This window comes from Bacillus sp. AP8 (genome assembly GCF_000321185.1).
GTDB classification, from domain to species: Bacteria; Bacillota; Bacilli; order Bacillales; family DSM-1321; genus Bacillus_AD; species Bacillus_AD massilioanorexius.
Genome location: NZ_CAPG01000072.1, coordinates 13,293 through 29,463 on the forward strand (window position 1 = coordinate 13,293; position 16,171 = coordinate 29,463).

Below are 16,171 nucleotides of genomic sequence, written 5' to 3' on the forward strand. Positions count from 1 at the left end.
ACCACAATAGATTTTGAAGGATGTGTAGCTATTGAAAAATAACGATATACGACATAACCAATTGAATCGATCAATGAAAAATAGGCATCTATTTATGCTATCTCTTGGTGGCGTTATTGGAACGGGCTTATTTTTGAATGCCGGCTTTACAATCAATCAAGCTGGAGCAGGTGGTGCTTTAATAGGGTATTTAATTGGCGGCATCATCTTATATTTAGTAATGGTTTGTTTAGGAGAGCTTGCTGTATATATGCCAGTTACCGGTTCTTTTCAAACTTACGCAACAAAGTTTATTAGTCCCGCAGCTGGCTTTTCATTAGGATGGATGTATTTTATTGGCTCTGCTACAACAGCCGGAGTAGAGTTTACTGCTGCTGGAATATTAATGCACCGTTGGTTTCCAGATATACCAACTTGGATTTGGTGTTTCATTTTTATTGTGTTATTATTCGGCATTAATGCATTAACAACAAAAGGCTTTGCAGAAGCTGAATATTGGCTATCCGGTATAAAAGTTGTAGCTGTACTATTTTTTATTGTCGTCGGATTTGGTGCAATATTTGGAGTATTAGATTTATCAGATCGTCCAGCTCCACATTTCAGTAATCTAGGCTGGAATCATCTTTTTCCGCAAGGAATCGGAATCATATTTGTGACGATGATGAATGTTATTTTTTCCTATCAAGGATCTGAATTAATCGGTATCGCTGCTGGCGAAAGTGAAAATCCTCAAAAGAATATACCTCGCGCAATCAGAAATGTATTATTAAGAATTATTATATTCTATATCTCTTCTATTCTTGTATTATCAGCAGTATTTCCTTCTACTGAGCTAGGTTTATTAGAAAGTCCGTTCGTAACTTTAATGGACCTTGCTGGAATTCCATTTGCACCCGACATCATGAACTTTGTTATTTTGACTGCCATTTTATCTGTAGGAAATTCCTGCTTATATGCTTCAACTCGTCTGCTTTGGTCCATGGCTCATGAAGGAATGGCTCCAAAAGCATTCGGCAAACTTACAAAGCGAAAGGTGCCATTCATTGCACTCGTATTTACCATTATATTCTCACTATTATCTCTGTTAACAAGCTTTATAGCTGCTGATACTGTATTTGTATTACTTATGTCTATCGCAGGTATTTCAGTCACAATTTCTTGGATTGGTATAGCTTTCTCACAATTTATGTTTCGACGAAAGTATTTGAAAGCAGGAGGTAAACTGAATGATTTAAAATATAAAGTACCTTTTTATCCGATCGTTCCCATTGTTTGTATCCTTTTTTGCATAACTATATTAATTTTTCTAGCATTTGATTCCACTCAACTAACTGGACTACTAATCGGTGTAGGTTTCTTTATACTTTGTTATGTATTTTATGCTCTAAAATGGAAACACACTAGCACACAAACGACAGATTTTCATATTGAAGAATAGCCCCCAAAAAACCGCGGATGATACATTCGCGGTTTTTTTAACGGTTATTTCATTAGTTTATTTACATGTACAGTATCAAAATCACAACATTATGACTTAACAAAACTATTATTTAAATAAATCAGGATATACAGCTTTAGCTACAAGCTCTACAGCTTCCCCAATACGCGGTCCTGGACGAGACATAATATCAGCATCTAATTGGATAACTTGATTATTCTTCACTGCATCAAGGTTATTCCAGCTTTTCCGATTTTTAATTTCATCTACCGGATTATCAATATAATTTACTGTTGTTAATATCACTTGTGGGTTACGCTTAATAATTTCTTCCTCAGTAGGCTTCATCCAACCTTCTTTATCCGCAAAAATATTCTCCACTCCAGCACTGTCTAAGATTTCTTGCTGGAATGTTTTTGCACCTGTTGTATAAATATCTGGAGAAGGACTAATTTCATAGTAAACTTTCGCTTTTGTATCTATACTAGCTACTTTTTCTTGAACAGAAGTAAATTGTTCTTTAATATGAGAAATAATTTCTTTCCCCTTTTTTTCTACTCCCATTACTGCCGCTAATTGTTCAATGTCTCCATATACGTCATCAATAGTTGCTGCTGATTGAATAACGAAAATAGGAATTCCTGCATCTTTTATTGGTTGAAGGACTTTTTCATCACCGATTGTATAGGCAATTACAACATCAGGCTTCAAAGCTATTACTTCTTCTGTATTTACGTTAACTGAGTCCGAAACTCGTTTGATTTCTTTCGCTTTTTCAGGATAGTTATCATAATCTGTAACACCAACAAGCTTATCTCCCACACCTAATTCAAACAAAATCTCTGTGTTACTTGGTTGTAGGGAAACAACTGTTTCTGGAACTTTGTCAAAAGTAATTTCTGCTCCTGTATCATCTTTGACTTTATATGCTTGCACTTCGGTTTTTGCATCTTTTGATTCATTTTGCTTTTTTGTTTGATTATCACTGCCACACGCAGTTAAAAACAAGGCTAATAATAGAGCGGAAATCAAGCTAAATAATTTCATCTTCTTCATTCGTTATTCCCCCGACTTTTTCTTTTTTCTCGTATCATAGGATTTACTTATAAATTCAACTTCAGTTAATTCCTTTTGCTTATTCACATATACAGCCATTACAAATAGAACGTTTGCTAACAAATGCGCATAATCAAATAGAATTTTCTCAACATCCATTTCTAAGCTCACTTTGTGTAGAGCTCGGACAGATTTCTTCGCTTCACTTCTACAAGTATGCAATACACAAGCGGCAGTAGATCCTTGCGGAAGCACAAATGTTTCTATCCTTTCTTTAACTTCAGAAACATAGAAGTCGTACATGGAGCTAAGACGGTCGAGATCTTCCTCAGTTATCGCCACTTTACCACGAGCAGAACCATTAAGGTGATAAGCCATTTCAATTAAGTACATTAAATCCTTATGAACAATGGAAATGTCTTTCGTTAATGAGGCAGCTAGCCCAATCCGTGTTGCTAAAGAGTCCGTTCTAATCTCAAAGTCAACAGTTGATGCCGATTCTCTCATATACGGATAGCATAAAAAGCGTAAGTCTTTCTTTACCATATACATATGAACCTCCTTATATATTAGCGATGGACCTCTCGTATTTCTTGTAGTGTCATAAATTACAAGATTAAGCCAATATTCCTCTTATATGACCACTTTCTACTATTTGATAGAATTCCTATTGTCATATAGAAACATCTTCTTTTCTCATAAAAAAAGCCACCCAAGATTATTGGCCGGCATTCGTCATCCATTATTTTATAATTAAATAAGATGAAAATTTGCCATACAATCCTCTTAACTTCCGAAGAGTAAAATACGATGAAAAAAAAGTAGGTATCCTGGCTTGTGCGTCATCTTACTTTAAGAACCTTCCCATTTCAAACACAAATGCTTAAAACAGTGGTATTTTCTTATTTCATCAGCACTTACAGTTGCGGAAACAGCTTCGGACTTACACCGAATTCCCTTTTAACTAATCTAATAGTCTTTTTTCTCTGCAAGGTTTATTCACTTATCTTCTATCATAACATGGCAATAGATGCATATTATAGTAAGTTGCTCAATAATACATACTTCCATATATGACACTATAGATTGATGTATACAAGAATCCTCTAGATAGCCAAAAACGTTTAATCAGGCAATCAGTATATGTCTAAGTTAAACTATGATTGGAAGATCTCTTTTGTAATCCATATCTTATTTTCACCTTAAATAAGATTTTACAGATTACTACTTACATTTCTCTTACAAATAGACTTTCGTACACATTGAGGTCAATGAAAGATTATTTTACTTCATACCCACCCTCAAAAGATAAAGGAGTCTCATCAACGAGGCTCCTTTATTAAAAATACTTATTGATTTGCTTTTTTTATCGCTTCAGCGATAGTGACTGTACGTTTCGCTTGATGCTTAATTGCCTCTTCAACGTCTTCAACCATTTCACCTTGTTGATTAACAGTTACACTAGTTCCGTATGGATTTCCTCCTGCTGCAAATGTTACAGGATCAGTATAACCAGGAGCTGCAACGATTGCACCCCAATGATACATAGTTGTATAAAGAGATAAAATAGTTGCTTCCTGACCACCATGTGCATTTTGGGCCGAGCTCATTGCACTAACTACTTTATTGACTAATTTTCCGTTGAACCATAAACCACCTGTTGTATCCAAGAAATTCTTCATTTGACCAGGCATGTTACCGAAGCGAGTTGGAACAGAGAAGATAATGGCATCTGCCCATTCTAAATCCGCTAGAGTAACCTCTGGAACATCTTTCGTTGCTTCCAGATGAGCTTTCCATGCAGGATTCGACTCAATTGCAGCTTGGGGTGCTGTTTCAGCTACTTTCAATACTTTGACTTCTGCTCCAGCAGCTTTAGCACCCTCTTCTGCCATTTTAGCCATTTTGTAATTTGTACCACCTGAACTATAATAAATAACTGCTAGTTTAACATTTTCCATTTTCACATTCTCCTCACCATTAGTTTTTTTAGTAAATAATCTATTTAAAAACCCCATGTTGTATTCACCCTTCTCGTATATTTCTAGGAATCACCTCCCAAAAGGATTCCTAATATCAACCAATCTAATTACTAAAAATGCTTTTATACCACTTCGCTGCTTCTTCAACCTCAGTGCGAGTTAACGAATGACCAAAATTCTCCCAATATATGGATACATCAGAACCCGCTTGATTTAGTGTTCTCAATAATTCTTCTGATTCTTGCGCTGGACAAATAGGATCATTCTTACCTGCTGCAATAAATGTAAAAGTACCTGTTAAATCTGGTAAATCAATTCCTCTTCTTGGTACCATTGGATGATGCAGAATGGCTCCTTTTAAGGAATGGCTATAATGAAATAACAAACTTGCTGCAATATTAGCTCCATTCGAATAGCCAATAGCTACAACATTTGATCGATCAAAATCATATTTTTCTGCAGATTCATCGATAAATTCATGTAGCTGCTTTGTACGAAAAATTAAATCTTCTTCGTCAAAGATCCCTTCAGCTAAACGACGAAAAAATCTTGGCATGCCATTCTCTAGAATTTCTCCACGAACACTTAATACAGCTGCCTCTTGATCAATAATATCCGCTAATGGTAATAAATCATGTTCATTTCCACCCGTTCCATGAAGTAACAGCAATGTCCGACTTGTTTTACTTTTTCCAGGTATAAAAAGATGTTTCAAAATAATACCCCCTATTCTTATTCTGGTCTCTCTATTGAAAAGACTTTACCTAATGTGGCATAATTACTTCCCGCTAAACGACTCACAGCATTTAATTCTTTAGCATTAATTCGTCCCTTGTCATAAAGACTATCTTCAATATGATATTGAACAATTTTCCCTATCACAAAATCACATCCGTTGTTCTCATCTCCCCCAAGTTCAACTATTCTCTCAAGTACGCACTCCATTCTGATCTTCGCTTCTTTAACTCCGGGCGTAGAAATCTTTTTGCTCGAACAGATGGTAAGTTCCGTTTTTTCTATTTCACTTTCATGAGGTAACAGATTTGCCGCTGTTTGATTAACTTGCTCAACTATATTTTCATCGACTATATGAACTACAAATTCCTTTGAAAAAGCAATATTTCTAGCTGTATCCTTACGCTCAACACCATTTCTTCTTTGAATAGATATCGAAATAAGTGGAGGATTAGAAGAAACAATATTAAAAAAACTAAATGGTGCTGCGTTCAAGGTGCCATCTTCTGAAGTGGAAGTAACAAATGCAATCGGCCTAGGAATAATGCTACCTATTAAAAATTTATAGTTATCTCTTTCACTTAAAGATGTAGGATCAATTGACACCATATTTAACACCTCTTATCTACTTAATCTAAGCTCCGTACATGAACAGGAATCAATATTTCTTCTAATTTTTCTCGATGTATTTCGTACTGAGATGGAAGCATTAAATTTCCGCCCATTGTTTCTTGTGATTCATCATGAGCAAATCCCGGAGGATCCGTTGCAATTTCAAACAATATTTCACCATGCTCTCTAAAATAAATCGCATTAAAATAATTCCGATCTCGAACAGGTGTTACACCGTAACCATGCTCACTCACATATCGCTTCCAATCTAATTGGTCCTCATCATCTTTTGCTCGCCAAGCAATGTGATGAACAGTACCTACTCCCATTTCACCATTTGGTAGCGATGAAATTTTAACATCAATTACATTTCCAATATCTCCAATTGATTGAAAACGAATAATATCTTCTTCTTGACCAATGCGTTCAAGCCCCATCACTTGCTCCAATAATTGAGCTGTATGCTCAGGTCTCTTGGAATATAAGGTCGCTCCACCAAAACCTTTTATCGCTACATCAGAAGTGACCTCACCAAAACTCCATGAATTTTGTTGTCCTTCCGCTCTTTCTACTATCTCTAATAAAAGTCCATGTGGATCTTCAAATGAAAGATACTGTTCACCAAATCTTTCTGTTTTTGAAAACTTAATATTAAATTTTGCTAGTCTTTTTTCCCAAAAGGACATAGCTCCAATTGGTACCACATAAGATGTAACACCTACTTGGCCTGCACCAATTTTCCCTTTATGCGCACCTGCCCATGGAAAAAAAGTTATGATTGTCCCTGGAGTTCCTCCTTCATTTCCAAAATATAAATGATAAGTACCCGGATCATCGAAATTTACTGTCTTTTTTACTAAACGCAAGCCTAGTACACCTGAATAAAAATCAACGTTTTCCTGCGGATGACCAACAATTGCTGTAATATGATGTATACCCATTGTTTTTTTGCTCATGTTCTTTTCTCCTCCGTTTTTGTTCGAATACACAAATGACGTCTCTTATTAACATCACATTGCCTTTTCCTACCACCACAAAACCACTAATTCATATATCTCTATTTCGAGATATTATTTTAAATGAAAAACCGTTGCCGGTTTTTTTGTGTCCTTTTTGATTGAAAAACAGATTCATTTCATTTGTAATGACATTAACTGTTACGAAGACCAATTTTTTTTAATAAATCAATAGTTGTTTCTAACTCTTCTTGTGATAAATTCTCAAAAATTGTTTCAATCGTCTTTTTATGCTTTGGAAAAGCTTCTTCGATAAATGCCTTTCCTTCTTCTGTAATAGAAGCATAAGTTACGCGGCGATCTTTTGGACAAGCACGTCGTGCAACAAATCCTTTATCCTCTAATTTATCAACTACATACGTAATACTACTGCTAGCTAATAATATTTTCTTACCAATATGCTGAATAGGTTGATCACCTTTATGATATAGAAGTTCAAGTACAGCAAATTCAGTTGGGTTTACGCCATACTTTCCCATATCTTGCTTTACTTTATCTTGAACGGACTGTGACGCACGTAAAAGAATAACTAATGCTTTTAAGGATAAGTTGTTTTCCATTTTAGCACTTCCTTTACACTATTATCTCGAGTAAATTTATTTCGATTTCGAGATAATAATAACCGAAATAAAAAAGAAAGTCAAACCATTTTAATTACTTTTTTTAATTTCATCATACTTGTTATCTATCTTGAACATTTTCCACCTTTACTATTCTCTAAGAGACTGTTTTTTAGGATGTTAATGCAAGACATTTACAAATTTCTGTCCATTTATTTCTAAAAAAGGATATTCGCTATTGATAATAACCAAGTATTCTTTAAATCTATTTTAATTGTTTAAAGCAAATCTTTGTTCAACAAACTTTCCAAGTATGCTTATACTAATCATTACAACTGCAATCACAATTATTTTTAATGGATTTACTATAATCTGAAACAAATCATTACCTAGTACACTAAATACGAAAGTCATACCAAAAATTCCAATGGCTGATGCAATTGGAAATACAGGAAGCAAACAAAGCATTGCTACTATTAGGATACATTTTTGATCCATCCAAGCAGAATATTTCTTAACACTGTCTTTTTCACGATATTTTTTTTAAAATGGACGTTCACCAAAATATCTAAACATCCAATATAAGCTCCAGGCTCCAGGCTCCAGCCAGACAACCTACATAAGATAGTATAAATCCTGTAAATAACCCAAATGAAGCTGCATTAGCCATCATAAATGCGGTTAAAGGTAAAAAAGGTAAAAAGGCTTCAATAAACGGGAGAAAAGCACCTGAAAGAGGACCTAATCTCCCATAAGAATCTATTAACGTGCTTAAGCTATCTAACGTAAAAATTTGTTGAATTTCATAGATCATGGTAGTTCCCCTTCCTTATCCATATTTTTCATTCCTACAAGGCAATCTTGAATCTACATTTAGTATAAGGGAGAGCGAAAAAATGTGATATGTCTTTCCCTTACATAACCTTACACTTTTGTAAGAGATACGAAAGTGTCTTATGCATCAAGAAAAAAGGGTCTTTAAAGATTCTATTTTAGAAAACAAAGCCAATAAAAGAAGCAAGAATTTATAAATGAAATAAATCCTTGCTTAATGTTTACACCTTTATCGATATAATAAATGCCTTACATGTTATTCTTTCTTACTTTTTCTTCATCGCTTGCTTTCGTTTTTTCTTTTTTCGTTTTCTAGGTATTGTTTCTTTTTCTTTAATAAAACGAACAATAATAAATGCTAAATAGATCACTAAGGACACGTAAAAAAGAAGCGGTACTTGTTTAAATCCAGTTTTCCATAATAACAAGAACATGTAAACCATAAAAATACTTGTTAGTATCCCGTTTTTTGGAAGCTTAACATCTTTTAAGCTTGGTATTTTAACCTTACTTACCATTAATAAGCCTAATACATAAAACATAATCATAAAAATAATGATATTTATATGATGGCTAAATAAAACAAAAAATGTTACGAGTCCACCTGCCATTGTAATGGGGATTCCTGTGAAGTATTCCATAGATTCTTCTGTTTTTGTTAGATTAAATCTAGCTAAGCGATATGCGCCAAATAGTGGAAATAACGAAGTCATAATAACCCCTACTATCACCATATCAGTAAAATAGCTATGAACCACTAAATATGCGGGTGCCACACCGAAGGAAACAATATCAGCTAAAGAATCCAATTGTTTTCCTAAATCGTTTGATACTCCCAAAATACGAGCTACTCTTCCATCAACTGCATCTAACATAATAGCAATAAAAATTAATATTGCCGCATTGCTAATATCTCCATTCATTGAAAAATGTAGAGATAAAAATCCGCAAAATAAATTTCCAAAAGTAAATAAATTAGGTATATGCCTTTTCATATATTTCTTCTTTCTTTATGATTGTTTTTATCCGTTATAATTGCTTCATTCTTCGGTTCATACTATCGAATATATTTCTATACATAGTCGAATAATCATATTGGTTATAATATGTATTCTTTCTAAGGAATCCATAGGTAATTCCTTTTAATCAATAAAGTCCTCCCTTTTCTTGCGCTTTAGGATTTTATCTACCATTACGTCTGTCTTCCTTAAAGTATACATATACTTTCTCAATTAATACATATTATATAGATAAATAACATTTTCTTAAATTCTTTTTCCTTACAATGCCTTACACTTTTGTAAGAATGATAATAAGCAAGCACCATCCTTCAAGCCAAAGATAGACTTTCTCTTCTTATTTCCTCTAGAAGCTAAGGTGCTACAGCTGGATTAACATTTCCCCTTACCGCATGACTCCATTTCCTCTATTTACAATCCTACTTTAAAATATTTCCAACTCTTTGTTTACTGACAACGACGAATCTTAAATATGTATAATTGTAATGTTTTGAAAATAATTTATCGACTGTTTTTTACAACTATTATACATGAAAGATTGTCTCTATAAAAAGGAAACTTACAACAAGGAGCTAGCATAATGTGGTTTATTTTTTCACTCTTAACAGCATTCGCTTGGGGTGGTGCTGATTTATTTTATAAGAAAGGGTCAGACAGTAACGATAAAACTAGTCATATCAAAATCGTAATTATGGTTGGAGTAGTAATGGGGATTCACGCTACAGCCTATATATTTTTCAAAGGAATAGCTTTTGATCCTATTGATTTAGTAACATACTTGCCTGTTTCTGCACTCTACATATTATCCATGACAATTGGTTATATTGGATTACGATATATAGAATTATCTATTGCATCGCCTATTCAAAATTCTTCAGGTGCAGTTACAACCATCTTGCTTTTTATTTTTTTCACTCACAAATTAAGCATCATACAAATACTCGCAATTATAGTGATTACTTTAGGTATTATTAGCATTGCTATTTTAGAAAAAAAAGAAGAGGTCACGCTGAAAGGCCATTCCAAACCAATCAACCCAAAATATCAAATAGGCTTTTTAGCCATTTTATTCCCGATATTATACTGTTTAATTGATGGTCTTGGAACCTTTGCCGATGGGGTATATTTAGATGAATTAAAACTTATTAGTGAAGATGCTGCTTTAATTGCTTATGAATATACCTTTTTGATTTGCGCTTTCTTTTCTTTTATTTTTCTTACATGTGTTAAGAAAGAACGTTTTTCTATCTTTAAAGAAAGAGACAAAGGAACAGCAGCTATCCTTGAAACAATTGGTCAATTTTTTTACGTTTATGCAATGTCAGCTAATGCAATCATAGCTGCACCATTGGTTGCATCTTATAGCATTTTCTCAATCATATTATCTCGAATCTTACCTAAAAAAAAATTAAATAGAAAACAATATATCATCATTCTTTTTGTTGTTATCGGTATAGCATTACTTGGTCTTTCTGATGAAATGTAAGCAAAATACAAGCGCCGGATTAGAGACGTATAGACTGGAGCTTTTAGACTGAGATAAAAAGGGAAAATAACCAATCCCAAAAAACTTTATAAATTTTTATACTTAAAAGCCATTTCATACGACATATACATATAAAGTATTTATCGTATGAAATAGCTTTCGTTTTTTATACTACTACGATTATTTCAATGTACGTTTTAAAAATGCTTTTGTACGTTCTTGTCTAGGATTATTAAAAATTTGTTCAGGTGTTCCTTCTTCAGCAATAACGCCTTTGTCCATGAAAACGACACGATCAGATACTTCCTTCGCAAAATCCATTTCATGAGTAACAATTAACATCGTTAAACCTGTTTTAGCTAGCTCTTTCATAACCTTTAGAACTTCGCCAACCATTTCTGGGTCAAGCGCGGATGTCGGTTCATCAAAGAGCATAACATCTGGCTCCATAGATAATGCTCTAGCAATCGCCACACGTTGTTTTTGTCCACCTGATAATTGTTTTGGTTTAGCATGAATATATTTATCCATTCCAACAACTTGTAAATATTTCAATGCAACTTTCTCCGCTTCTTCTTTAGAACGTTTTAATACTTTCTTTTGTCCAACAACACAATTACTTAACACATCATGGTTGTTGAATAGGTTGAATTGTTGGAAAACCATACCTAATTTTGTACGATATTCATAAATATCATGCTTATCATCTAAAATATTTTCGTTATTATATATAATTTGTCCACCAGTTGGTTTTTCTAATAGATTGACACAACGCAAAAGAGTCGATTTTCCTGATCCGGACGAGCCAATGATACAGACTACTTCTCCTTTTTCCACTGAAAAATTGATATCTTTCAATACTTCATGTGTACCGAAGTGCTTGCTTAAGTGTTGAATATCAATTACTTTTTCCATACTTCCTCACCATCCGATACCTATCTAATAGCTTGTGATTTTATAATTTACACCTGCATTTGATTACCATTGATATTATAATTCTCGGGACCATCTAATTTCTTTTCGATATATCGTAAAATAGTTGTTACCGTGAATGTCATGACAAAATAAATTAAACATGCGACAAAGAATGACTCAAAATATCTAAAGTTATTTCCCGCAATTGATTTTGTAACGAAGAATAATTCGGTTACAGAAATAACATTTAATACAGAAGTATCTTTAATATTGATAACAAATTCATTTCCAAGTGCCGGTAAAATATTTCGGAAAACCTGTGGAAGAACAATATTCCACATCGTTTGGACATGATTCATTCCTATAGCATGAGCTGCCTCGAATTGTCCTTTATCAATGGAAATAATACCACCACGAACAATCTCCGACATGTACGCTCCTGTATTAATCGTTACAACGAATACAGCTGCAACCATAAGATTCATTTGAATATCAAAGGCTAAGGCTGATCCATAATAGATAACCATAGCTTGCACGATCATTGGTGTGCCTCGGAAAAAAGCAATATAAAAGGCAAGAATACCATTTACTATTTTTAAAATTACTCGCTTAGCACCTCGATCGGGCATTGGAATAGTGCGTATAACTCCAACTATTAAACCGATAACGGTTCCTAATATCGTCCCCAACATAGATACTAAAAGTGTAACTCCAGCTCCACGAAGAAACATTGGACCATTTTCAGATACTATCTTGATTATCCACTCTAAACTCATTTTGATCCTCCTCAAAAAGTACAATAAAACCGAATGCATTACATACACTCGGTTTTAAACATATATTACTTCGCTGCTGGTTGATTCTTAATGGCAGTATCCATAATACTCATGCGATCTTCCTCTGAAATGCCTGCTAAAATTTCATTGATTTTCTTAGTTAATTCACTATTTTTCTTAACACCTACAGCAATCGCTGTATCATCATCACTTGTCACAAATTTATCTGTAAACTCTACCATTTTGAAATTTTTATTTGCTGATTGAGCACTTACTCCCTCAGGGCGCTCTGAAACGTATCCATCAATCATGCCAGATTCAAGCGCAACCCTCATAGCTGGAAAATTATCCATTGCTGGCTTTTGGCCTACGCCTTTAATTTGTTTGATTACTGAATAGTGGAATGTATTTAATTGAGCAGTTACTTTTGCCCCTTTAAAATCTTGAATTGAAGTAGCATCTACATATTTCCCACCATTTTTTACAACCATAACTAAATCTGACTTATAGTAGTTATCAGAGAAATCAATTGTCTTTTTACGTTCTTCTGTCGGAGACATACCTGCAATAATGGCGTCAATTTTGCCTGAAGTTAAAGCTGGTACTAATCCATCCCATTCAATTTTAACGATTTCTAAGTCTTTTCCTAAACCTTCAGCAATTTTCTTTGCAATCTCTACATCATAACCGCCGGCATATTCTGCGTTACCAGAAATTTTTACACCACCATTTGAATCATCATTCTGAGTCCAGTTAAATGGAGCGTAACCAGCTTCTAAACCTACTTTAAATGTTTCTTTCTTTTCGTCTCCATTAGAGCTTGTCTTCGAGCTATCATCTGATCCACATGCCGTTAAAAAAACAAGCATCGATAATGCCATTGCTAATAATAAAGATATTTTCTTTCTCATAATAAATTTCTCTCCTTCGCCCTTTTCCAACATATTTAACCTCTCATTAACAATAAACAAACTAGCAAAGATAAAATAGTAACCCTTCATCTTTTTTCGGAAATTTAAGAAAAATCAATACAATCCTTTTCTAGATGTATATGCCATACATTAAGTCTTTAGGCCAAAAGTCTATCAACCTTTATGTAAAACATCTAAACCTAAAAGGAGCCATGCCTCAGAAATAAGACGTGCACTACAAAGTGATTGGCTTATTTGTAAGCATGGCAGCTGTAAGGTCAGCATGCGCTCACCTGATTTCTACTCATGTTATTAACAAGTGTATAATTTCTTATTCTATTATAAAATTTATATCATTTAGTGTATAACAACACACCATACTCGTCAATAAATAAATAGAATATTTCGCACATTCCGACAAATTATGCATTTTTCTATCAATATATTAATTACTTGCTTAGTTCACAATTCTTGCTATGAATACTAAAGAAACAGGTGTTTATCTATAGATAAAAATAAATTATTTCAATATATATAGATTACATTCTTATTTCTTCAAAAGTTGTGCGTATCGGTAATTTACATAAATTGCAGCCATGATCCCTAAGAGTGCTAAAATTCCATCAAAAATAAATATATGTGAAATAGCACCCTTTTTAGCAATCATTCCAGTAATAAGAGGAAGTAAAACTGACGCTATACTTGACGCCGTTGCCACTAAACCTGTTACAGCTCCTTTTCTTTGCCAAAAAAGTTCTGTCATAATAGTAATGGCCAGTTGCAGTACTCCAGCTGTAGAAAACCCTAACACAAATGCTGTTATCGTTAGTACGGTAGATGAATGGATGGTTAAAATAATACTCACTGTAATGACTGAAATAATTGGATATAGAACAAGGACAGTAACTGGCTTCACAATTTTATTTAATACAAATGCTAATAAGAGTACAGAGGAGAGCGCGCCAATACTATAGTAACTAAGTAATTTTACAGATTCATTTACAGACATATTTAATACTTCTTGTCCATAACTAGGTAACCATATTTGTGCTACAGTAAATAAAGCTGTAGAAGTAAAGCCGATAATAATAAGAGCTATTCCTTCTTTCAATAGCTTTGGCTGAGAAGAGAATATTCTCACAGCATCACGCTCGCTACCCTTCTTTTCAATAAAACTTTTCGGAAAGGACGCTTTAAGCAAAATAAAAATATTTAATCCATATATGAACGCAGGAATAAAAAAGGCGAAGCCATAAAATTGACCTTGATTAGATAGAAATAAGATAAGAAATGGGAGCAATGTAGCCCCTAATGACATGAATGCCTTCACTAAAACATTCGCAGAACCTGCTGATTTAGTGAAAATTTCAACTAAAGCTGGATACGAGCCAGCATCCATCGCAGCATTAGCTACACCTGCTACTAACGCAAAAAGTAATGCTAATTTATAGTTTGGTAATAACGGTATGCAAAAAAGAAAAATCCCCATAGCTATACTCGAAAATAGGATTAGTGGTTTTCTACCAATTTTATCTGATAAAACACCCAAGCTACTATATGTAAGTAATTTTCCAAAGCCAATCGCTGCAATAATATAACTAATTCCTGTTTTATCAGTATCCCATTGTACAGTTAAATGTGACATATTTGACGATAGGATAATATTTACCATGCCAAGTAAAAAATAATTAACGTATAATCCCGTTGCTGCTCTTAAATATTGATTTTTCATCTTTCCACCCCAAATGCAAGTTCAACGATCATTCAGCTTACAAACTATACTCCTACTAAATGATACTTATACTATATCCTACTCTTTTTTCTTATTATTAATAAACGATATTTCCAATATCCCATCACCTCTCTTTGGCCGAGTACAAGCTTATGCGCTACAAAAATGGCGATAACAAAAGCGTAAATAAAATTATATACGCTCAACACACTTTTCATACTTTTCTGATTTATTTTTAGGATAAAATACTATTTCAACAAAAAAGAAGCCTTCATTATGAAGACTTCTTTTTATGCATATAGGTTATTCAAGTGAATGTTGATCTTCGTTAACTTCATCTAAATCATTAGATTTCGGTTTAACAAAATCATCATAAAAGGCTGCAAGAGATGTCATGTAATATGGCATGACGTAAATCCCAATTCCTAGGAATAAAACGAGTCCAACTATTAGTAAAACTGTACCTAGCAACGCTAAAGCAACCGCGTCATTACTATAAGATGTTATGCCTATCATGAAACAAATAAATCCTACAATGGCTATAATAATCGGAATAATATACCACCAAATAAACGATAGCATTAAGAAGAATAAATTCTTTTTCTTTCCATTCATTAATCTGCGACTCTCTGTAATCGCTTGTAGTGAACTCATTTCTTGATGATCACGCAAAATAAATAGGGTCATAGAATAGGCAAACCCTTTTATAATTCCAGGAATAATTAATAGAAGAGTCCATAATAACGTAAAAACTGTTACTAATACAGAAGCTAAAAGATTCCTAATATAGTTACCTTTAAACCCTGCGAATAGTGTCTCGATTTTCGGATTTGGTAGCCTTTTAACATCTAAATAAAACCAGCTATAGCCAACGGATAGAGGAGCACTAACTACAATTAACAAAATGATAAGTAACCAAGAATACTCTTCTGGTATCGCCCCTATGATATTACTGATTATTGCATAGATGAAATAAACTCCTATTGCAATTCCCCATTTACCTTTTAAAGCCTTTTTGGCCGTTTCTTTATGCTGACGTGCTTTCATCAAATCCACCTCCCATATTTTATAATTATCACTTTTTTTAAGATTCATTCAT

General features: G+C 33.7%; 17 protein-coding genes and 1 riboswitch. Of the genes, 2 read left to right on the top strand and 15 right to left on the bottom strand.

Annotated features, from left to right (window positions below; all coding sequences use genetic code 11):
- Positions 1-31: 31 nt before the first annotated feature.
- Positions 32-1,438: an amino acid permease gene (locus BN349_RS17250; protein ID WP_019243586.1), complete on the top strand. Its 1,407-nt coding sequence runs from the start codon at positions 32-34 to the stop codon at positions 1,436-1,438.
- Between the two features lie 108 nt (positions 1,439-1,546).
- Here BN349_RS17250 and BN349_RS17255 read toward each other — a convergent pair whose 3' ends face one another.
- From BN349_RS17255 to pssA, 10 genes are all read right to left on the bottom strand, one after another.
- A complete protein-coding gene (locus BN349_RS17255) occupies positions 1,547-2,494 on the bottom strand; it encodes an ABC transporter substrate-binding protein (protein ID WP_019243587.1) in 948 nt (315 codons plus the stop codon).
- A gap of 3 nt (positions 2,495-2,497) precedes the next feature.
- Complete coding sequence (locus BN349_RS17260; protein ID WP_019243588.1) at positions 2,498-3,046, bottom strand: hypothetical protein; 549 nt, start codon at positions 3,044-3,046, stop codon at positions 2,498-2,500.
- Between the two features lie 251 nt (positions 3,047-3,297).
- A riboswitch (cobalamin riboswitch) is annotated at positions 3,298-3,491 on the bottom strand.
- Positions 3,492-3,843: 352 nt separating this feature from the next.
- Positions 3,844-4,455 (bottom strand): NAD(P)H:quinone oxidoreductase, encoded by a 612-nt coding sequence (gene wrbA, locus BN349_RS17265; RefSeq protein ID WP_026089363.1) that lies wholly within the window; start codon positions 4,453-4,455, stop codon positions 3,844-3,846.
- A gap of 124 nt (positions 4,456-4,579) precedes the next feature.
- On the bottom strand, positions 4,580-5,191 hold the full coding sequence (locus BN349_RS17270; protein WP_019243590.1) for an alpha/beta hydrolase: 612 nt from the start codon (positions 5,189-5,191) through the stop codon (positions 4,580-4,582).
- A 17-nt stretch (positions 5,192-5,208) separates the two neighbouring features.
- On the bottom strand, positions 5,209-5,820 hold the full coding sequence (locus BN349_RS17275; RefSeq protein ID WP_019243591.1) for a flavin reductase family protein: 612 nt from the start codon (positions 5,818-5,820) through the stop codon (positions 5,209-5,211).
- A gap of 20 nt (positions 5,821-5,840) precedes the next feature.
- On the bottom strand, positions 5,841-6,779 hold the full coding sequence (locus BN349_RS17280; protein WP_019243592.1) for a ring-cleaving dioxygenase: 939 nt from the start codon (positions 6,777-6,779) through the stop codon (positions 5,841-5,843).
- 194 nt (positions 6,780-6,973) lie between these two features.
- Positions 6,974-7,399 carry a MarR family winged helix-turn-helix transcriptional regulator gene (locus BN349_RS17285; protein WP_019243593.1) on the bottom strand — a complete coding sequence of 142 codons (426 nt, stop codon included), beginning with the start codon at positions 7,397-7,399 and terminating at the stop codon, positions 6,974-6,976.
- Between the two features lie 270 nt (positions 7,400-7,669).
- A complete protein-coding gene (locus BN349_RS17290; RefSeq protein WP_019243594.1) occupies positions 7,670-7,897 on the bottom strand; it encodes a hypothetical protein in 228 nt (75 codons plus the stop codon).
- Between the two features lie 70 nt (positions 7,898-7,967).
- Entirely contained in the window at positions 7,968-8,213 is a 246-nt protein-coding gene (locus BN349_RS17295) for a hypothetical protein (RefSeq protein WP_019243595.1), read from the bottom strand.
- A gap of 286 nt (positions 8,214-8,499) precedes the next feature.
- Positions 8,500-9,228 (bottom strand): CDP-diacylglycerol--serine O-phosphatidyltransferase, encoded by a 729-nt coding sequence (gene pssA / locus BN349_RS17300; RefSeq protein ID WP_019243596.1) that lies wholly within the window; start codon positions 9,226-9,228, stop codon positions 8,500-8,502.
- Between the two features lie 604 nt (positions 9,229-9,832).
- Between pssA and BN349_RS17305 the strand changes: the two genes are divergently transcribed.
- On the top strand, positions 9,833-10,738 hold the full coding sequence (locus BN349_RS17305) for an EamA family transporter (protein ID WP_019243597.1): 906 nt from the start codon (positions 9,833-9,835) through the stop codon (positions 10,736-10,738).
- Between the two features lie 180 nt (positions 10,739-10,918).
- On the opposite strand, the gene BN349_RS17310 is transcribed toward BN349_RS17305, so the two are convergent.
- The 5 genes from BN349_RS17310 to BN349_RS24220 all read right to left on the bottom strand — a co-directional run bounded on the left by BN349_RS17310 (position 10,919) and on the right by BN349_RS24220 (position 16,119).
- Positions 10,919-11,653, bottom strand: a complete 735-nt coding sequence (locus BN349_RS17310) for an amino acid ABC transporter ATP-binding protein (RefSeq protein WP_019243598.1) — start codon at positions 11,651-11,653, stop codon at positions 10,919-10,921.
- A 47-nt stretch (positions 11,654-11,700) separates the two neighbouring features.
- The gene (locus BN349_RS17315; RefSeq protein WP_019243599.1) at positions 11,701-12,429 is read right to left on the bottom strand and encodes an amino acid ABC transporter permease; all 729 of its coding nucleotides are present in this window, start codon (positions 12,427-12,429) and stop codon (positions 11,701-11,703) included.
- Between the two features lie 65 nt (positions 12,430-12,494).
- Positions 12,495-13,340: a transporter substrate-binding domain-containing protein gene (locus BN349_RS17320; protein ID WP_026089364.1), complete on the bottom strand. Its 846-nt coding sequence runs from the start codon at positions 13,338-13,340 to the stop codon at positions 12,495-12,497.
- Positions 13,341-13,887: 547 nt separating this feature from the next.
- A complete protein-coding gene (locus BN349_RS17325; RefSeq protein ID WP_019243601.1) occupies positions 13,888-15,072 on the bottom strand; it encodes an MFS transporter in 1,185 nt (394 codons plus the stop codon).
- Between the two features lie 303 nt (positions 15,073-15,375).
- Positions 15,376-16,119, bottom strand: a complete 744-nt coding sequence (locus tag BN349_RS24220; protein ID WP_019243602.1) for a DUF975 family protein — start codon at positions 16,117-16,119, stop codon at positions 15,376-15,378.
- Positions 16,120-16,171 lie beyond the last annotated feature (52 nt).